This is a genomic window from Variovorax sp. V35 (assembly GCF_041154465.1).
Lineage (GTDB): Bacteria > Pseudomonadota > Gammaproteobacteria > Burkholderiales > Burkholderiaceae_C > Variovorax > Variovorax boronicumulans.
The window spans coordinates 4,939,163-4,957,374 of sequence record NZ_AP028666.1 but is presented as its reverse complement, the minus strand read 5'-3'; the positions used below and the strand labels follow the sequence as shown (position 1 = coordinate 4,957,374).

At 69.6% G+C, this 18,212-nt stretch carries 14 protein-coding genes; 3 read left to right on the top strand and 11 right to left on the bottom strand.

Going from position 1 to position 18,212, the window contains the following annotated elements:
- Window positions 1-45 precede the first annotated feature (45 nt).
- The 4 genes from ACAM42_RS22770 to nirB are packed head-to-tail and all read right to left on the bottom strand — an operon-like array spanning window position 46 to window position 6,529.
- Window positions 46-2,847 carry a molybdopterin-dependent oxidoreductase gene (locus tag ACAM42_RS22770; protein ID WP_369629496.1) on the bottom strand — a complete coding sequence of 934 codons (2,802 nt, stop codon included), beginning with the start codon at window positions 2,845-2,847 and terminating at the stop codon, window positions 46-48.
- 7 nt (window positions 2,848-2,854) lie between these two features.
- Complete coding sequence (gene nirD, locus ACAM42_RS22765) at window positions 2,855-3,259, bottom strand: nitrite reductase small subunit NirD (protein ID WP_307588925.1); 405 nt, start codon at window positions 3,257-3,259, stop codon at window positions 2,855-2,857.
- Between the two features lie 35 nt (window positions 3,260-3,294).
- Window positions 3,295-4,083, bottom strand: a complete 789-nt coding sequence (locus tag ACAM42_RS22760) for a type IV pili methyl-accepting chemotaxis transducer N-terminal domain-containing protein (protein ID WP_369629495.1) — start codon at window positions 4,081-4,083, stop codon at window positions 3,295-3,297.
- A 13-nt stretch (window positions 4,084-4,096) separates the two neighbouring features.
- Window positions 4,097-6,529: a nitrite reductase large subunit NirB gene (gene nirB, locus ACAM42_RS22755; RefSeq protein WP_369629494.1), complete on the bottom strand. Its 2,433-nt coding sequence runs from the start codon at window positions 6,527-6,529 to the stop codon at window positions 4,097-4,099.
- Between the two features lie 64 nt (window positions 6,530-6,593).
- Here nirB and ACAM42_RS22750 point away from each other — a divergent pair, with 64 nt between their 5' ends.
- A complete protein-coding gene (locus ACAM42_RS22750) occupies window positions 6,594-8,312 on the top strand; it encodes a protein kinase (RefSeq protein ID WP_369629493.1) in 1,719 nt (572 codons plus the stop codon).
- Between the two features lie 20 nt (window positions 8,313-8,332).
- Here the strand turns inward: ACAM42_RS22750 and ACAM42_RS22745 are convergent, their stop codons facing one another.
- A complete protein-coding gene (locus ACAM42_RS22745) occupies window positions 8,333-9,598 on the bottom strand; it encodes a nitrate/nitrite transporter (protein WP_369629492.1) in 1,266 nt (421 codons plus the stop codon).
- A 260-nt stretch (window positions 9,599-9,858) separates the two neighbouring features.
- Here ACAM42_RS22745 and ACAM42_RS22740 point away from each other — a divergent pair, with 260 nt between their 5' ends.
- The gene (locus ACAM42_RS22740; protein ID WP_369629491.1) at window positions 9,859-11,142 is read left to right on the top strand and encodes a type IV pili methyl-accepting chemotaxis transducer N-terminal domain-containing protein; all 1,284 of its coding nucleotides are present in this window, start codon (window positions 9,859-9,861) and stop codon (window positions 11,140-11,142) included.
- Between the two features lie 25 nt (window positions 11,143-11,167).
- On the opposite strand, the gene ACAM42_RS22735 is transcribed toward ACAM42_RS22740, so the two are convergent.
- The 4 genes from ACAM42_RS22735 to ACAM42_RS22720 form a co-directional block, all read right to left on the bottom strand.
- Window positions 11,168-11,977 carry an ABC transporter ATP-binding protein gene (locus tag ACAM42_RS22735; RefSeq protein WP_070063125.1) on the bottom strand — a complete coding sequence of 270 codons (810 nt, stop codon included), beginning with the start codon at window positions 11,975-11,977 and terminating at the stop codon, window positions 11,168-11,170.
- Window positions 11,974-12,897, bottom strand: coding sequence for a nitrate ABC transporter permease (gene ntrB / locus ACAM42_RS22730; protein WP_369629490.1), 924 nt, complete (start codon window positions 12,895-12,897; stop codon window positions 11,974-11,976). The genes ACAM42_RS22735 and ntrB overlap by 4 nt, the downstream gene beginning before the upstream one ends.
- Before the next feature lie 13 nt (window positions 12,898-12,910).
- Window positions 12,911-14,158: a CmpA/NrtA family ABC transporter substrate-binding protein gene (locus ACAM42_RS22725; RefSeq protein ID WP_062475451.1), complete on the bottom strand. Its 1,248-nt coding sequence runs from the start codon at window positions 14,156-14,158 to the stop codon at window positions 12,911-12,913.
- A gap of 320 nt (window positions 14,159-14,478) precedes the next feature.
- On the bottom strand, window positions 14,479-15,744 hold the full coding sequence (locus ACAM42_RS22720) for a nitrate regulatory protein (RefSeq protein WP_062475447.1): 1,266 nt from the start codon (window positions 15,742-15,744) through the stop codon (window positions 14,479-14,481).
- 100 nt (window positions 15,745-15,844) lie between these two features.
- Between ACAM42_RS22720 and tsaD the strand changes: the two genes are divergently transcribed.
- On the top strand, window positions 15,845-16,906 hold the full coding sequence (gene tsaD / locus ACAM42_RS22715) for a tRNA (adenosine(37)-N6)-threonylcarbamoyltransferase complex transferase subunit TsaD (protein WP_369629489.1): 1,062 nt from the start codon (window positions 15,845-15,847) through the stop codon (window positions 16,904-16,906).
- Here tsaD and ACAM42_RS22710 read toward each other — a convergent pair.
- A complete protein-coding gene (locus ACAM42_RS22710) occupies window positions 16,842-17,600 on the bottom strand; it encodes an alpha/beta hydrolase (RefSeq protein WP_369629488.1) in 759 nt (252 codons plus the stop codon). The genes tsaD and ACAM42_RS22710 overlap by 65 nt on opposite strands.
- A gap of 190 nt (window positions 17,601-17,790) precedes the next feature.
- On the bottom strand, window positions 17,791-18,159 hold the full coding sequence (locus tag ACAM42_RS22705; RefSeq protein WP_159276089.1) for an Hsp20/alpha crystallin family protein: 369 nt from the start codon (window positions 18,157-18,159) through the stop codon (window positions 17,791-17,793).
- Window positions 18,160-18,212: the final 53 nt, after the last annotated feature.

The following is an 18,212-nucleotide window of genomic DNA, read 5'->3' as shown; positions in this document are numbered from 1 at the left end:
GTAGGCGGATTGTCCCGCAACGCTTATGCCGGAATGTGAGTCGGCTTATGCCCCCACGGCCAGTGCTTCGGCCGGGGTGGCCCGCACCATGCGCTTGAGCTCCGGCACACACGAGCCGCAGTTCGTGCCGCACTTCAGCGCCCCCTGCAGCGCCGCCAGCCGTTCGTCGGCGCTGCCGGTGCAGCGCAGCAGCTCGGCCTCGATGGCGCGGTCGGTCACGTTGAAGCAGGCGCACACCGGCTTGCCGCGCGACTGCACCGCCACCGGCGCGCGGGCGCCCGGCGACAGCAGCAGGCGGCCGTAGCTCTGGGCCGGCAGTTCCTCGCGCAGCAGGGTGGCGATCCAGGCTTCGGCGCTGGTGTCGCCGCCCAGCAGGAAGGCTTCCAGCCCGGCGCTGCCGTCGGCGCGGCGCACCAGCCGCGCAGCGCGGCGCTGGCCGCGCCGGTGGTCGGCGTAGCGCAGGGTGTCGGCGGTCTGCAGGCCCAGCAGGGCTTCGATTTTTTCGACCAGCGCGGCGTCGGGCGCGTCGTGCGCGGCGGCGCGGAACAGCACGCCGCTGCGTTCTTCTTCGCCGGGCGCGTTGCCCGCGAACGGCACGCAGGTGGCGAAGGGGAACAGCGCCATCAGCGGCTGCAGCGCGCGCTGCGCCGTGAGCGCGTCGCCGGCGGGCAGCCAGGCCATGGCCAGCAGCGACCACGGCAGCTCGGCCTTGAGGATCTTCACGGGCGTGTGCTTGAGCTCGGGCTGCTTCGAGGTGGGGCAGTAGGCCGGCGTGGTGAGCGCGTTGATGCCCGCGAGCCGCACGCCGGTCGACGAGCAGCCGCTCAGGTACTCCTCGCCCCAGTGCATGGCGACGAAGGCCTGGCTCAGGCCGATCTCGGCGCTGGCGCGCGCGGGCAGCAGGATCGAGCCGCGCTTGGACGTGAGGTGCACCAGGTCGCCTTCGGCGATCTGGCGGCGCGCCATGTCCTGCGCGTTCATCTGCACCATGGGCTCGGCCACGTGGCCGAACAGCTTGCCGACCGTGCCGGTGCGGCTCATGCCGTGCCACTGGTCGCGCAGCCGGCCAGTGTTCAGCGAGAAGGGAAAGCGTGCCTCGCGCGCCTCGGCCACGGGCTTGTAGGGCGTGTCGACAAAGCGCGCGCGGCCGTCGGGCGTGGGGAACACGCCGTCTTCGTACAGGCGCACGCGGCCGGTGCGCTCGCCTTCCTTCAGCGGCCATTGCTGCGGGCCGTCGTTCTCGAGCATCGCGTAGCTCAGGCCGGTGATGTCGAGGTCGCGCCCGCGCGTGGATTCGCGGTGCTCGTTCCAGACCGATTCGGCGCTCTCGTACGGAAACAGCGTGAAGGTGCGGCCCAGCTGCGCTTCGAGCCGGCGCGCGAAGGCCACGCCGATCGACCAGTCGTTGCGCGCCTGCCCCGGCGCGGGCACGGCCGGGCGCACACGCGAGATGCGGCGCTCGCTGTTGGTCACGGTGCCTTCCTTCTCGCCCCAGGTGGTGGCGGGCAGCAGCAGGTCGGCGAAGGCGCAGGTGGCGGTGGTGGCGAAGGCTTCCTGCACCACGACGAACTCGGCGCGTTCGAGCGCGCGGCGCACCGTGGCCTGGTCGGGCATCGACTGGGCGGGGTTGGTGCAGGCGATCCACAGCGCGCGGATCTCGCCGTCGGCCGCGGCCTGGAACATCTCCACGGCCGTCTTGCCGGGCTTGTCGGGCACCGAGGGCACGCCCCACAGCGCGGCCACTTCGGCGCGGTGCTCGGGGTTGGCCAGGTCGCGGTGCGCGCTCAGCAGGTTGGCCAGCCCGCCCACCTCGCGCCCGCCCATCGCATTGGGCTGGCCCGTGAGCGAGAACGGGCCCGCGCCGGGCTTGCCGATCTGGCCCGTGGCCAGGTGCAGATTGATGAGCGCCGCGTTCTTCGCCGTGCCGCTGGACGACTGGTTCAGGCCCTGGCAATACAGGCTCAGCGTGGCGGGCGAGGTGGCGAACAGCCGCGCCGCCGCGAGCAGGTCGTCCTTCGGAATGCCGCACACCTGCGCCACGGTGTCGGGCGTGCAGTCGCGCACCGTGGCCTTGAGCGCGTCGAAGCCGTTCGTGCGGGCCGCGATGTAGGCGCTGTCGGTCCAGCCTTCCCACAGCATCAGGTGCAGCATGCCGTGGAACAGCATCACGTCGGTGCCGGGCTGGATCGGCAGGAACAGGTCGGCGATCTCGACCGTGTCGGTGCGGCGCGTGTCGGCCACGACGATCTTCAGCGCCGGGTTCGCGGCTTTCGCGTCCTCGATGCGGCGAAACAGGATGGGGTGCGCCCATGCCGTGTTGCTGCCCACGATGAACAGGCACTCGGCGTGCTTCAGGTCGTCGTAGCAGGCCGGCGGCGCGTCGGCGCCCAGCGTCTGCTTGTAGCCGGCCACGGCGCTGCTCATGCACAGGCGCGAATTGGTGTCGATGTTGTTGGTGCCGACCAGGCCCTTGGCCAGCTTGTTGAAGACGTAGTAGTCCTCGGTGAGCAGCTGGCCCGACACGTAGAAGCCGACCGCGTCGGGGCCGTGGTCGCGCACCACCTGCGCGAACTTGCCGGCGGCGAGGTCGAGCGCGTGGTCCCACGTCACGGGCGCGGGCGCCTCCTTGCGCGCGAGGCGCTGCAGGGGCTGCAGCAGCCGCGTCTGGCGCGTGACGGTCGCGCTGGCCGTGAGGTGCAAGGTCGAGCCCTTGGTGCACAGGCGCCCGAAGTTGGCCGGGTGGTCGGGGTCGCCGCGCACGCCGGTGATCTGGTCGCCCTGCGATTCGATGATGACGCCGCAGCCGACGCCGCAGTACGGGCAGGTGGAGCGCGTCTCCTGGGTCATGCGGGCCTCAACCTTCTTCCGGGGACATCACCGTCACGGCGGCCAGGCGCTGCGGCCCGGCGACCGGGCGCTCCAGGTCGAGCGCGTGCGTGGCCAGTTCGCCGGCGTCCAGGTGCACCACGCCGTCTTCCAGCTTCACCGCGAACTTCGGCGTGCAGCCTTCGTCGGGCGAGCGGGCGCAGCCGTCGTCCAGGCCGATGGCCCAGTTGTGCAGCGGGCAGGCCACGCTGGTGCCGAACACGATGCCCTGGCTCAGCGGGCCGCCCTTGTGCGGGCAGCGGTCGAGCAGCGCGAAGACCTGGTCCTCGGCATTGCGGAACACGGCCACGTCCAGGCCGGCGGGCCGCATCACGCGGCGGGCGCCGAGCACGGGGATGTCGTCGAGGCGGCAGATGGCTTTCCAATCGCTCATGGTGGGGCTCTCTTGTCTTTGGGGGCGGGCGCGGGTCAGGTCTTGATCTCGGCGTACAGGCCGGTCACGCGGTCCATGATCGCGAGCAGGTTCTCGCTGCTCACGAACACGTCGGACATCAGCGCGGGCGAGGCGCCCGCACCGTCCAGGCGCTGCAGGCCGCGGTTGAAGAACATCCATTGCGCGTCGGCCAGCACCAGCTCCTGGCGGATCTGTGCGGTGGCTTCGGGCGCGTTGCGCAGCAGCTCGAGCGCGGCGAGGAATTCGGTGCGTGCCTTGGCGATCTCGGCGGTGCTGCCGGCCGGGTCGATCTGCATTGCCGCGGCAAGGTAGCACTTGGCCATGCGCTGCGACAGCATGCGCTGGCGCCCCGCGATGTTGACCAGCCGCCCGACCGGCTTGCCCGAGGCGGCCTCGTACTGCGCCGTGCCCTGGTGGGCCAGCGCGAGCACGGCGGCGTCGAGAGCGACGACCCGTGCGGCGGCGTCCCGGCCGGGCGCGGCATCGGCCAGCTCGGTGCGGAACGCGCGCCAGGCGCCGTCCAGGCCGTCGTAGGTGGCGCGCAGCGTTGGCGTCGGCGCAAAGGCCTTGAGCTCGCCGAGCTGGCGCTCGAACAGCGCCACGGAACGGTCAAGCACCTGCTGCGCGCTGCGCGGCTCCACCTTCTGCACCAGCGCCAGGTAGGCCTTGCTCGCGCGCTGCGACAGCATGCGCTGGCGGCCGGCCTTGTTGATGGCGTCGTTGAGGTCGGCCACCTGCGCGCGGGCGCCCACCGGGGCGAGCGCGGCGAGGGCGGAAGAAGCAATGAAGAGTCGTCGTTTCAAGCGGTCGCTCCGATCACACGCTCAGCGGCGCAAACTGCCGCACATCTACCGAGGCCTGCGCCGACTCGAACCACGGGTCGGGCTCGCCGTCGAGCGCGAACTGCAGCCGTTCCCACAGCGCTTTGCGACCTTCGACGTCTTCGAGGATCTTCTTCTTCACGTAGTCCAGCCCGACGCGGCCGATGTAGTGCACCGTGCGCTCCAGGTACCAGCCTTCCTCGCGGTACAGCTGCAGGAAGGCGCCGGCGTGTTCCATCACTTCCTCGGCGGTCTTCACCTTCACGAGGAACTGCGCCACCTCGGTCTTGATGCCGCCGTTGCCGCCCACGTACAGCTCCCAGCCCGAGTCGACGCCGATCACGCCGACGTCCTTGATGCCGGCCTCCGCGCAGTTGCGCGGGCAGCCCGACACGGCCAGCTTAACCTTGTGCGGCGAGTACATGGCCCACAGCGCGCGCTCCAGGTCCTTGCCCATCTGCGTGCTGTCCTGCGTGCCGAAGCGGCACCACTCGCTGCCCACGCAGGTCTTCACCGTGCGCAGCGACTTGGCGTACGCAAAGCCGCTGGGCATGCCGATGTCCTTCCACACGCCTTCCAGGTCTTCCTTCTTCACGCCCAAGAGGTCGATGCGCTGGCCGCCCGTGACCTTGACGGTCGGGATCTTGTACTTGTCGGCCGCGTCGGCAATGCGGCGCAGCTCGTCGGGCGTGGTGTGGCCGCCCCACATGCGCGGAATGACGGAGTAGGTGCCGTCCTTCTGGATGTTGGCGTGGCTGCGCTCGTTGATGAAGCGGCTCTGCGGATCGTCCTTCGCCTCTTTGGGCCAGGTGCTGATGAGGTAGTAGTTGACGGCCGGGCGGCAGGTGGCGCAGCCGTTGGGCGTGCGCCAGCCCATGCCGCGGTACACGTCGGCGTGCGTGAGCCAGTGCTCCTTGCGGATCGCGTCGCGCACGTCCTGGTGGCTCATGTCGGTGCAGCCGCACACGGCCTTCTTCTTCGGCGTGGCCGAGTAGTCGCCACCCGCCGTGAACATCAGGATCTGCTCGACCAGCCCGGTGCACGAGCCGCAGCTGGCGCTGGCCTTGGTGTGCTTCTTCACCTCGTCGAGCGTGAACAGGCCCTTCTCCTTGATGGCCTTGCAGATGGTGCCCTTGTTCACGCCGTTGCAGCCGCACACCTCGGCGTCGTCGGGCATGCTCGCGGCCTTGCTGTGGCCCTCGTGGCCGGTGTCGCCGATGTTCGATTCGCCGAACATCAGCTTGTCGCGGATGTCGTGCACGCTGCGGCCGTCGCGCAGCAGCTTGAAGTACCAGCTGCCGTCCACCGTGTCGCCGTACAGGCAGGCGCCGATGAGCTTGTCGTCCTTGAGCACCAGCTTCTTGTAGACGCCGCCGAAGGGGTCGCTCATCACGATCTCTTCGGTGCCTTCGCCGCCCATGAACTCGCCGGCGCTGAACAGGTCGATGCCCGTGACCTTGAGCTTGGTCGAGGTGAGCGAGCCCAGGTAGCGGCCGATGCCGAACTGCGCCAGGTGGTTGGCCGCCACCTTGGCCTGCTCGAACAGCGGCGCCACCAGCCCGTAGGCGATGCCGCGGTGCGCTGCGCATTCGCCCACCGAGTAGATGCGCGCGTCGGTCACCGTCTGCATCGTGTCGGTCACCACGATGCCGCGGTTGCAGTGCAGGCGCATCTTCTCGGCCAGATCCACATTGGGGCGGATGCCAACGGCCATCACCACGAGGTCGGCGGCGACCTCGGTGCCGTCCTTGAAGCGGATGGCTTTCACGCGGCCATCGTCACCCCCGACCAGGTCCTGCGTCTGTGCGCCCATGAGGAACTTCAGGCCGCGGTCTTCCAGCGACTTCTGCAGCAGCTTGCCCGCCACGTCGTCCAGCTGGCGCTCCATGAGCCAGGGCATCACGTGCACCACCGTCACGGTCATGCCGCGCAGCATCAGGCCGTTGGCGGCTTCGAGGCCGAGCAGGCCGCCGCCGATGACCACGGCGTTCTTGTGCGTGCGTGCGGTCTCGATCATGTAGTCGGTGTCGGCGATGTCGCGGTAGGCGATCACGCCCTTCAGGTCCTTGCCGGGCACGGGCAGCATGAAGGGGTTGGAGCCGGTGCACATCAGCAGGCGGTCGTAGGGCGCCTCGGTGCCATCTTCGGCGCGCACGATGCGCTTCACGCGGTCGACCTCGACCACCTTCTTGCCGGCGTGCAGCGTGATGTGGTTGTCGCTGTACCACTCCCAGCTGTTGAGCACGATCTCGTCCACCGTCTGCTCGCCCGCGAGCACGGGCGACAGCAGGATGCGGTTGTAGTTCGGGTGCGGCTCGGCGCCGAAGACGGTGATGTCGTACAGGTCGGGTGCGATCTTCAGCAGCTCTTCGAGCGTGCGCACGCCGGCCATGCCGTTGCCGACCATCACGAGTTTCATTTTCTTCATGGGGCGGGACCTTTCAGGGAAATCAACCGAACGACGGCCCGCGGCGCGCGGTCAGAATCGCGCCATGAGCTTTGAAGTGGACATCGGCTACAGCAGCCAGCGCGGGCCGCGCGACGCGAACGAAGACTTCGCCGGCACGGTGCATGCGCCGGCCGGCGACGAGGCACGCGGGCTCATCGCGGCGATTGCCGACGGGGTCTCGAGCGGCGGACGCGGCCGCGAGGCGGCGCAGACCACGGTGATGGGTTTGCTGGCCGACTACTTCGCCACGCCCGCGACCTGGGAGCCGACCGCCGCGCTCGACCGTTTGATCGGCGCGCAGAACGGCTGGCTGGCCGACCACAACCGCCGCCGCCAGGGCAAGCAGGAGGGCGCCGGCACGGCGCTCACCACGCTCACCGCGCTGGTGCTGCACGGCCAGAGCTACACGCTGGCCCACGTGGGCGACACGCGTGCCTGGCGCGTGCGCGCCGACGGCGAACCCGCGCAGCTGCTCACGCAGGACCACGCCTTCGACCACCCCGACATGCGCAGCCGGCTCACGCGCGCCATCGGCCTGGACGACCAGGTGCGCGTCGACTACCTGCAGGGCGATGTGCGCGTGGGCGACTGCTTCGTGCTCAGCACCGACGGCGTGCACGGCGTGCTCAAGCCGCAGCAGGTGGCCGCGCTCGCGCTGCAGGGCGACGCCGAGGCCGCGAGCGAGGCGCTGGTGCAGGCGGCGCTGGACGCCGGCACGCGCGACAACGCGACCGCGCTGGTGATCCGCGTTGTGGGGCTCGATGCGCGCCAGCTCGACGACGAACTCGGCGACGGCCGCCGGCTCGCGCCGCCGCCGTGGCTCAAGGTGGGCGACGTGCTCGACGGCTACGTCGTCACCGGCCTGGTGGCCGACACCGGCGTACACCTGCTGTACCAGGCGCGCCATCCGGTCACGCGCGAGCTGGTCGCACTCAAGACCCTGCACCCCTCGCGCGCCGGCGACCCGCAGGAGCGCGCGATGCTGGCGCATGAGGCCTGGCTGGGGCAGCGCGTGGGGCAGGGCGGCGGCTTCGTGCGCGTGCACGAGCGCGCACCGGACGCCAGCGCGCTGTACATCGTGTTCGACTGGCACGGTGGGCGCACGCTCGAGCAGATGCGCAAGGACGGCACGCGCGGCAACGTGGCCGAGGTGGTCGCCGCGGCCATCGAGGTGAGCCGCGCACTCGGGCGGCTGCACCGCCACGGCGTGGTCCACCGCGACATCAAGCCCGGCAACCTGCACCGGGGTGACGACGGCCGCTGGCGCATCCTCGACCTGGGCGTGGCGATCTCGGGCCGCGAGGGCGCGGCGCAGCGCGAGCTGCACGCGGGCACGCCGAGCTATATCAACCCCGAGCAGTGGGAGGAAGGCGGCGTGGCCGATGCGGGCAGCGACCTGTTCGCGCTCGGGGCCACGCTCTACCAGTGGCTGGGCGGGCACCTGCCCTACGGCGAGATCGAGCCCTATCAGGTGGCGCGCTACCGGCGCGATCCGGTCGCGCTCTCGCGCCTGCGGCCCGACGTGCCCGTGTGGCTCGACCACCTCGTGCGCAAGGCCGTGGCCCGCGACCCGCGCGAACGCTTCGAGACCGCCGAGGAGATGCTGCTCGCGCTGGAGCGCGGCGCCTCGCGCCCCGTGAACGCGCCCGCCGCCACGCCGCTGATCCGCCGCGACCCGCTCGCGCTGTACCAGCTCGCGCTCGGCGTGTCGGTGCTGTTCAACGTGCTGCTCATCGTGTGGCTTCTCTTCCTGCCACGTTGAGCGGGGGCGGGCGAAGAGGCTCATGAACGGGCGGCCTTGCGAACGGGCGAGGGCTTGGCAGCCGCAGGGGCCGGCGTGACGCGCGCGCGTCCGCCTTTTTCGGCCCAGGTGCGCGTCCAGCGGATCTGCATCACGCGCATCACGCCCAGCATCGCCAGCGAGAGCGCACCGAAGAACACGAAGCCCCAGGCGTAGCTGCCCAGGTACTGCTTCGACAGGCCCATGGCGTTGGGCACGAGGCCGCCGCCGAGGGCGCCGATCTCGCCGATCATCGAGCCGGCCACGGCCGTGCTCGTGGGCCAGCGCAGCGGCACCAGCTGGAACAGCGCGCCGTTGCCCGCGCCCAGCGCCGCGAAGCACACGATCAGCAGCAGCGTGGTGAGCGCCAGCGAGCCCGACGAGAAGCCCACCAGCACGAGGCCCACGGCCACCACCAGCAGCACCACCGTGAGCGTGTTCACGCCGCCCCAGCGGTCGGACAACCAGCCGCCCACGATGCGCACCGCCGCGCCCATGAAGGCCGCGAGCATCGTCAGCTGGCCCGCCTGCACCTTGCTCACGCCGAACTGGTCGTAGTAGTACGAGGGCAGGAAGGTCGTGAGGCCGATGAAGCCGCCGAAGGTCACGCCGTAGATCAGGCTGAAGACCCAGCCGTCTTTTTCGAACAGGCAGGCGATGTGCGCGCGGAAGCTGCCGTGCGGGTCCACGTCCGGCGGCTCCTTGGCGAAGAACACCATCACGACCATCGGAATGAGGATCGCGACGGCGGCCACGCCGTACACCGCCTGCCAGCCCAGCCAGTTGGCCAGCGGCGGCGCCACCAGCACCGACACGGCCGTGCCCACGTTGCCCGCGCCCACCAGGCCCATCGCCAGGCCCTTGTGCTGCGGCGGGAACCAGCCCGAGCCCAGCGACAGCGCCACGCCGAAGCTCGCGCCGGCGATGCCCAGCAGCACGCCCATGGCGAGCAGGTCGTTGAAGCTCTTCACGAAGAAGAAGCCGAACAGCATCGCCACGGCGATGAGTCCCATCTCGACCAGCGTGGCCTTCTTGCGGCCGATGTACTGCGACAGCAGGCCCAGCGGAAAGCGCATGAGCGCGCCCGCGATGATCGGCACCGACAGCATCAGGCCCTTCTGCGCGGGCGAGAGGTTGAAGGTCTCGCCGATGAAGGGCGCCATGGCGCCGTTGAGCACCCAGATGCAGCAGGAGAACGAGAAGTACAGGAAGGCCGCGAACAGGGTCGGACTGTGGCCTGACTGCAAGAAATTCCTGAAACCGGACATGGCGTTCAAAGGTGCAAAAAGCCGCGGCGCGACCGGGCAGCGGTCGTGTCGACGGACAGGGGTGGAGTCGGGAGGCCGGCGGCGAATGCCGTCGGCATGGGGGTGAGCCCGGCCTGAGGAGGGCCGGGTTGGATGCAGGAACCTGCAGCCTCACCAAAGCGGTGCTTCGTTACACCGTGCCCCCTTCGATGCAAGAGGCGTGCCTGCGAATGCAGGCTGGCGTGGCCTATGCTTCCCGGGCCTTGCCACACCTTGCCGCCATGTCCCTTCTCGTCGTCCTTTCCCCTGAACCCGCTGAAGGCGAGCCCTTGCCGGCGTCGCTGCAGCAGTCGATCGATGCCGCGGGCGTCGCGGTGCTCGGGCGCGCGGGCTGCCACACGCTGGTGCAGCGCGCGCAGGCGCTCGCACCGTCGATGGTCCTGGTGCATCTGGATGAAACAGAGCCGCAGCTCGACGCGCTGCTCGATGCGCTGGCGCCCTGGGGCGGCGCACCGCCGTGCGCCCTGGGCGTGATGAGCGCGCCGCTGGACGGCGCGCAGCACGCAGCGCTCGTGGCCGCGGGCGTGCACGGGTGGGTACCCATCGACAGCGCCGATGCACTCGCCGCACTGACCGCGCAGGCGCAGGCCCGCTGGACCCGCGAGGCCGCGCTGCGCACCGAACTCGACGCCCTGCGCACGCGCATGGACGAGCGCAAGTGGGTCGATCGCGCCAAGGGCCTGCTGATGTCCGCGCGCGGCATCGGCGAAGACGAAGCCTTCGGCCTGCTGCGGGGCGCCGCGATGCACGCCAACCTGCGGCTGGGCGAGGTGTCGCGCTCGGTCATCGAGGCCGCGCAGTGGGCCGAGGCGATCAACCGCGCGGGCCAGCTGCGCATGCTCTCGCAGCGGCTGGTGCGCGTCGCGGCGCAGCTCGCGGCCGGCATCGACGCACAGCGTGCGCGCGTGCTGCGCACGCAGTCGACCGAGCGCGTGCAGCAGACGCTGGATCATCTGACGGCCCTCGAGCTGGGTCCGGCCGGCGTGCAGGCGCTCGGCGAGGTGCAGGCCGCGTGGCTCGCGCTGGCCGCGCTGTTGACGGCCAAGCCCGCATCGCAAGGGCTGGCCGCGATCGATGCGCGCGGCGAGGCCTTGCTGTCGGCGGCCGAGGCGCTGACGGACGCGCTGGAGGCCTCGGGTGCGCGGCGCGCGCTGCGCATCGTCAACATCTGCGGACGGCAGCGCATGCGCGCGCAGCGACTGGCCAAGGACGCCTTGCTGGCCTCGACACTCGCGGCCGGTGCCTCGCGCGAGCGGCTGCTGCCGACCATGAACGAATTCGAAGCCGCGCTGCTGGAGCTGGAGCGTGCCCCGCTCAGCTCGCCCGAGATCCGCGCCGGGCTGGCGAGCGCGCGCGACGAGTGGCTGCGCCTCGTCGGCGGCGTGCAGGCGCTCGACAGTGCCGAGGGGCGCGCCACGCTGGTGCGTTCCAGCGAGGCGCTCGTGGACACCTTCGAGCGTCTCACGGGGTGGTACGAGCACAGCCTGCAGGTCATCATGTCTTGATGCCCGTCGTGCTGCGCCTGCCGGGTCAGGCCGCGGCCTTCTCCACATGCGCCTGGCGCGTGTAGAGAAAATCGATCACCGCCTTGCGCGCGTGCACATAGGCCGGGTCTTCGGCCAGCGCCACGCGGTTGCGCGGGCGCGCAATGTCCACTGCCAGCACGTCGCCGATGGTGGCGGCCGGGCCGTTGGTGAGCATCACGATGCGGTCGCTGAGCAGCACGGCCTCGTCGACGTCGTGCGTGACCATGACGACCGTGCTGCGCGTCTTCTGCACGATGGCGAGCAGCTCGTCCTGCAGCTTGGCGCGGGTGAGGGCGTCGAGCGCGCCGAAGGGCTCGTCCATCAGCAGCACCTTGGGCTCCATCGACAGCGCACGGGCGATGCCCACGCGCTGCTTCATGCCGCCCGAGATTTCGCCGGGGCGCTTCTGCGCCGCGGGCGTGAGGCCCACCAGCGCGAGCGCCGCGTCGGTGCGTTCGCGCAGCTGCGCCTTGTTCTCGGTGGCCGCGAACACGCGTTCGACCGCGAGGTACACGTTCTCGAAGCAGGTGAGCCAGGGCAGCAGCGAGTGGTTCTGGAACACCACGGCGCGCTCGGGGCCCGGGCCCTTGATCTCCTTGTTGGCGCACAGCAGCACGCCCTGCGTGGGCGTGGTCAGGCCGGCGATGAGGTTCAGCAGCGTCGACTTGCCGCAGCCCGAGTGGCCGATGAGCGTGACGAACTCGCCCTTGGCCACGTTCAGGTTCACGTCGCGCAGCGCGACGAAGCGGCCCTTGGGCGTCTTGAACGCCTGTTCGACGTTGTGGATCTCGATGTACTTGGAATCGTCGTTCATGACTTCACCTCTTCGAACGTGAATGCGGTGGCGAGCTTGATGAGCGCGAACTCCAGCACCAAGCCGACGATGCCGATCACGAAGATCGCGATGATGATGTTGGCGACGTTGAGGTTGTTCCACTCGTCCCACACCCAGAAGCCGATGCCGACGCCGCCCGTGAGCATCTCGGCCGCGACGATCACCAGCCACGCGGTGCCCACCGCCAGGCGCACGCCCGTGAGCATGTAGGGCAGCACGGCCGGAAAGAGGATCTTGGTGAGGATCTTCCATTCGCTGAGGTTGAGCACCTTGGCCACGTTCATGTAGTCGCTGGGCACGCGCTGCACGCCCACGGCGGTGTTGATGACCATCGGCCAGATCGAGCAGATGAAGATGGTCCAGATCGCGGCCGGGTTGGCGCCCTTGAACACCAGCAGGCCGATGGGCAGCCACGCCAGCGGCGACACCGGGCGCAGCAGGCTGATCAGCGGGTTGAACATGCGCGAGAGGAACTCGAAGCGCCCGATGGCGAAGCCGGCCGGAATGCCGACCGCTGCGGCGAGGCCGAAGCCCAGCGCCACGCGCTGCAGCGACGACAGCACGTTCCAGCCCACGCCCTGGTCGTTCGGCCCCTTGCTGTAGAACGGATCGCTGAACACCGTGAGCGCCTGCTGCCAGGTGGCCAGCGGCGAGGGAAAGCCGGTGGTGCTCTTCATGGCCACGATCTCCCACACGAGCACCAGCAGGCCGAAGCCCAGGAACGGCGGGAGCACGCGCATCCAGAAGGCGCGCAGGTCCAGGGGCGTGCGGGTGCGGGGCGCAGGCGCTGCCGCCGCAACGGCCGCAGCGGGGGCGGGTGCCAGGGGCCTGGACACCACGGGCGCGGCGACCTGCGAGGCCACGGCGTCGAGCGGGGAATGGAAGACAGCGCTGACCATGGTGCGTTTCTCCTCAGACATGGAGCTTGAAAGACTCGGCGTACTTCTTCGGGTCCTTGCCGTCCCAGACGGTGCCGTCGAAGAGCTTGCTGGTGCGCAGCACGTCCTTGGGCACGGGCGTCTGCGTGGCGGCGGCGGCCTGCTTGTAGATGTCGATGCGGTTGATCTCGGTGGCCACCTTCAGGTAGTCGGGGTGCTCCTTCAAGAGGCCCCAGCGCTTGTGCTGCGTGAGGAACCACATGCCGTCCGACAGGTACGGGAAGTTCACGGCGCCGCCGTTGTAGAACTTCATGTGGTTGGGGTCGTCCCAGCTCTTGCCCAGGCCGTTGGTGTAGCGGCCCAGGATGCGCTGGTTGATGGCGTCCACGCTGGTGTTGACGTAGCTCTTGTCGGCGATGGTTTCGGCCATCTTGTTCTTATTCTGCAGGCCGGTGTCGATCCACTTGCCGGCCTCGAGGATCGCGGCCGTGACGGCGCGCGCGGTGTTCGGGTACTTCTTCGTGAACTCCGCGGTGCAGCCCAGCACCTTCTCGGGGTGGTCCTTCCAGATGTCCTGCGTCGTGATGCCGGTGAAGCCGATGCCGTCCATGATCGCGCGCTGGCCCCAGGGCTCGCCCACGCAGTAGCCGTCCATGTTGCCCACGCGCATGTTGGCCACCATCTGCGGGGGCGGCACGGTGATGTTCTTCACGTCCTTGAACGGATCGATGCCGGCCGAGGCGAGCCAGTAGTAGAGCCACATGGCGTGCGTGCCGGTGGGGAAGGTGTGGGCGAAGGTGTATTCGCCCTTTTCCTTGGCGATGAGCTTGGCGAGCGAGGCGGCATCGACCGCGCCCTTGTCGGCCAGCTTCTTCGACAGCGTGATGGCCTGGCCGTTGTTGTTCAGGGTCATGAGCACGGCCATGTCCTTCTTCGGGCCGCTCACGCCCAGGTGCATGCCGTACACGAGGCCGTAGAGGACGTGCGCCATGTCGAGGTCGCCGTTCACGAGCTTGTCGCGCACGCCGGCCCAGCTGGCTTCCTTGCTCGGCACGATCTTCACGCCGTACTTCTTGTCGATGCCCAGCACCGAAGCCATCACCACGCTGGCGCAATCGGTCAGCGGGATGAAGCCGATCTTCACTTCTTCCTTCTCGGGCTTGTCCGAGCCCTGGGCCCAGACGGCGGCGCGCAGCGCGGGGTCGATGCCCACGGCGCCGAGGGCGGCGGCCTGCAGCACGCGGCGCCGGCTCAGTTTGGTTTTCAGCAGCAGATCGGACATGGGCGGGGCTCCAGAAGTGAAAGACAAAAACGAAAAGGCGTCCGCACCGCGCAGGGGCTGCTCGTGAACGAGCCCTTGCGGGATGGGGACGCCTTTGTCCGGTTCGGTGGGCCGCACCCGCCGTTGGGTGCAACCTGCCTTTGAGACCTTGCGGTCCCGTGCCAAGGACTACGCAAGCGACGTGCCAGCTCGAACCTGCCGTTGGAAGCTATGGAAAAGATAGCTGGCAGGGCGCGCCGGTGCAGGAGAAAGTTCCTGCTGGCTCGCTAACCCGGGCGACGCACAGTTGTTGTGCGCTGCACCAATCCAAGCGGCCCGGGTCAGCGCCGCGGTGCAGGCTCGAGCGGCAGGTAGTCGGCCATGGCCAGCATCGACTCGGCCACGTCGACGAGGCGGCGCTTCTGGTTCATGGCGGTCTGGCGCAGCATCTTGTGCGCCTCGGCCTCGCTCAGGCGGCGGTGCGCCATCAGCAGGCCCTTGGCGCGCTCGACGATCTTGCGTTCGTTGAGCGAGGCGCGCACGGTGTCGAGTTCGTCGCTCATGGCCTGCAGGCGCTGCGACTGCTCCTGGACCATGTCGAGCACCGAGCGTTCGAGGTGGCGCCCGAGCTGCGCCGGCGTGGCGTCCTGCGCCTGCTGGGCATCGTCGAAGAACAGCGCGCCGCCGGCCTGCGGGGCCAGCGTGCCGAGCAGTTGCCGGTACGCGGCCAGCTCGCTGCGGGCCTGGGCGGTCTTGTGGTCGCACAGCGCGCGCAGGTCGGCCGAGAGGCGGTTCTCGACCGTCTGCATGGCGTCGATGCGCCGCGTGCAGCAGTCGAACCAGGCCTGGCTCAGCAGCGCGTCGGCCGGCACCGAGGTGGCGCCCTTGCGGCGCAGGCGCTCGAGCTCGGCCAGCACGGCGTCCGACTGGCTGTCGTGCCAGAGCGTGCGCACCGCGTCGCCCGAGAAATCGATGAACACCTGGAAGCAGCGCTCCTGCGACTCGATGAGGTGGCGCCACTGCTGGCGCTGCGCGTCGTCGCCCCGGCCCAGCGCGAGCGCGGCGGCGCCGAAGGCGCGCTCCTGGCCGGCGAACTCCTTGCCCTGCATGAAGTTGAACATCGCCACCAGCAGGCGCGAGATCTCGGGGTCGGTGGCGCCGTCGGCCGCCTCGAACACCACCGCCAGCAGGCCGGCCACCAGCTTGGCGAAGGCGGCCACGGCCTGCGCGGGCTGGAGTTCGAGCGCGTCGATGCGCCGGCGCAGCGCGGGCAGGGCGTCCAGGCCGGGCAGCACCCAGGCGATGCGGCTGAACAGGCGCGCGCCGTGGCCGGCGCCCACCGCGCGGTGGTGCTCGGCCTCGAGCCGGTCGAAGCCGGCGCGCACCTGCTGCTCGAGCGCCAGGCATTCGGCGATCTGCGGGCCGCGCTGGTCGGCAAAGCGCCCGCCGTGCGAGGCCAGGAACACGTTCGACATGCCGCGCTCGCGCTGCAGCGCATGCACGAGCCGCCCGATGGCGCCGACCAGCTCGCTGGTGCGCGCGAGCTGGTCCAGCGCGTCGATCTCGCATCGGCGCGCGGCGATCAGGAAGCTCAGGCCGGAAGTCATTCGTGGGGGCGCAGAAGGGGCGCCTTCCGCTCGTGCAACTTCCGTGCCTCGCTTGCCCCTTCGCGGGCGCCGCCGGCGGGCGGCCCCTACACTCGGCGCCATGCTCTTGTTGGGAATCGAATCATCCTGCGACGAGACCGGCGTGGCGCTGGTCGAGTCGCACGGCGACGCGCTGCCGCTGCTGCGTTCGCACGCGCTGCACAGCCAGATCGCCATGCACCAGGCCTACGGCGGCGTGGTGCCCGAGCTGGCCAGCCGCGACCACATCCGCCGCGTGCTGCCGCTCACCGAAGCCGTCATGGCCGAGGCCGGGCGCTCGCTGGCCGAGATCGACGTGGTGGCCTACACGCGCGGCCCGGGCCTGGCCGGCGCGCTGCTCGTGGGCGCGGGTGTGGCCTGCGCGCTCGGCGTGGCGCTGGGCAAGCCGGTGCTGGGGGTGCATCACCTCGAAGGGCATCTGCTGTCGCCGTTCCTGAGCGCCGATCCGCCCGAATTTCCGTTCGTGGCGCTGCTGGTGTCGGGCGGCCACACGCAGCTGATGCGGGTCGACGGCGTGGGCCGCTACGAACTGCTCGGCGAAACCATCGACGACGCGGCCGGCGAGGCCTTCGACAAGAGCGCCAAGCTCATGGGCCTGCCGTACCCCGGCGGCCCCTGGCTCGCGAAGCTGGCCGAAGAGGGCGACGCCGCGGCCTTCAAGCTGCCGCGCCCGCTGCTGCACAGCGGCGATCTCGACTTTTCGTTTGCCGGCCTGAAGACGGCCGTGCTCACGCAGGCCAAGAAGCTCGGCGACCAGCTCGAGGCGCGCAAGGCCGACCTGGCCGCCTCCACGCAGGCGGCGATCGTCGAAGTGCTGTTGAAGAAGTCGCTCGCGGCGCTGGACCAGACCGGCCTGAAGCGGCTGGTGGTGGCGGGTGGCGTGGGGGCCAACAAGAACCTGCGCGAGCAACTGAACGCGGCCTGCGCCAAGCGCAAGGTGCGCGTGCACTACCCCGAGCTGCACCTGTGCACCGACAACGGCGCCATGATCGCCATGGCGGCCGCGATGCGGCTGCAATCGGGCCTGTCGCAGGCCTCTGAGCGCTATGCCTTCGACGTCAAGCCGCGATGGCCGATGGCATCGCTGATGACGCCCGAGACGCCGCTGCCGGAAACCGCGTAGCCGGCTGCTGCCGTGCGCGCCCCAGCGAGGGCAGCGGCAGCACGTCGAGCACGTTGCGCCAGAGCTGGCGCCATTCGGGCCAGTCGTGGCCGCCTTCGGTCGTGAACACGCGCCCCGGAGGCAGGGCGTCGGCCAGCAGCTTGTGGTTGCTGGCAAAGCGGTCGGCCAGGCCGAAACCCAGGTACAGCGGCGGCAGGTCCTGGGAGGGCTTCGGCGCCAGGTATTGCTGGAAGAAGGGCCAGAGCTTGCGGTCGGGTTCCTCGTCGGGCTGCGGCCCGGTGGGCGCCTGCCAGGCGCGCAGGCCGCCGGCCTTCTTGATTTCCGCACCGAGCACGCGGCGCCCCAGGTAGGGTGCCAGCGCCACGATGCCGTCCACCGAGCCCGGGCGCGCCAGTTCGTGGATCAGCGCGCCGAACCCGCCGATGGAAATGCCGACCAGCCAGATCGAGATGTAGCCCTTGGCCCGCTGGGGCTCGATGACGTCGGCGTGCAGCCGCTCGCTGAGGGTCTGGTCGTAGTAGTAGGAGACGTCCGCATCGACCAGCAGTGCGTCGGCTGCGAGGTGCCGCTCGCGCACGGCGCTGATGAAACCCTCGCGCTCGAACTCTTCGGGCTTGAGGTAGGCCCCTGGCAGGAAGATCAGGAGCGTGTCGGACCGTTCATTGTCATTGGCTGACTGCAGGTGCGTTTTCATGGTGCCTTGAGGCACACCCGCTGTCCGCACCGCCCGGGAACTCGATGCGTTTACGAGATGCCCACGAAGAAGAAAGTACTAATAAATCGTCACATCATGTGACGTTATCCGGCGCTATTGTGAATACGGCGCTTGTTTAAAGTCAAAACAAGCTGTCACTAACATTTTCTTCGTGGGGGCATCGCCGGGACTAGTTGATCTGCAAGTTCGAAACCTGGCTTGCCGGCACCAGCTTGCCCAGCTTCAGGGTCAGCACGCCGTTCTCCAGCTTGGCTTCGCTGGTGGCCAGGTCGATGGCTTGCGGCAGCTCGTAGGCGAGCTTGATCTGGCGCTTGGCTTCGGCCTTGCTTTCGATGCGGACCACGGCGCCTTCGATGGCCACCGACAGGTCTTCACGCGACAGGCCGGGCACGTCCAGCGACAGGGTCCAGCTCTTGTCGTCCTGCTCGACCAGGGGCGAGCGGCGGGCGCCGGCGAAGGCCTCGTTCACGAAGCGCTCGAAAGCGCGGTCGTGGGCACGGGGAGCGAAATGCGCGCGGTGGGTGGGGGTGAAGAACATGGCGAAAACTCCTGGGTGAATGAACACAATGGGGACATGGAATGTGTGTCCCT

Coding starts and splice junctions, on each gene's coding strand:
- ntrB (WP_369629490.1), bottom strand. CDS start 12,897: ATGGTCAGCGCTGTCTTCCATTCCCCGCTCGACGCCGTGGCCTCGCAG.
- ACAM42_RS22705 (WP_159276089.1), bottom strand. CDS start 18,159: ATGTTCTTCACCCCCACCCACCGCGCGCATTTCGCTCCCCGTGCCCAC.
- ACAM42_RS22770 (WP_369629496.1), bottom strand. CDS start 2,847: ATGACCCAGGAGACGCGCTCCACCTGCCCGTACTGCGGCGTCGGCTGC.
- ACAM42_RS22710 (WP_369629488.1), bottom strand. CDS start 17,600: ATGAAAACGCACCTGCAGTCAGCCAATGACAATGAACGGTCCGACACG.
- tsaD (WP_369629489.1), top strand. CDS start 15,845: ATGCTCTTGTTGGGAATCGAATCATCCTGCGACGAGACCGGCGTGGCG.
- ACAM42_RS22725 (WP_062475451.1), bottom strand. CDS start 14,158: ATGTCCGATCTGCTGCTGAAAACCAAACTGAGCCGGCGCCGCGTGCTG.
- ACAM42_RS22750 (WP_369629493.1), top strand. CDS start 6,594: ATGAGCTTTGAAGTGGACATCGGCTACAGCAGCCAGCGCGGGCCGCGC.
- ACAM42_RS22720 (WP_062475447.1), bottom strand. CDS start 15,744: ATGACTTCCGGCCTGAGCTTCCTGATCGCCGCGCGCCGATGCGAGATC.
- nirD (WP_307588925.1), bottom strand. CDS start 3,259: ATGAGCGATTGGAAAGCCATCTGCCGCCTCGACGACATCCCCGTGCTC.
- ACAM42_RS22745 (WP_369629492.1), bottom strand. CDS start 9,598: ATGTCCGGTTTCAGGAATTTCTTGCAGTCAGGCCACAGTCCGACCCTG.
- ACAM42_RS22740 (WP_369629491.1), top strand. CDS start 9,859: ATGTCCCTTCTCGTCGTCCTTTCCCCTGAACCCGCTGAAGGCGAGCCC.
- nirB (WP_369629494.1), bottom strand. CDS start 6,529: ATGAAGAAAATGAAACTCGTGATGGTCGGCAACGGCATGGCCGGCGTG.
- ACAM42_RS22735 (WP_070063125.1), bottom strand. CDS start 11,977: ATGAACGACGATTCCAAGTACATCGAGATCCACAACGTCGAACAGGCG.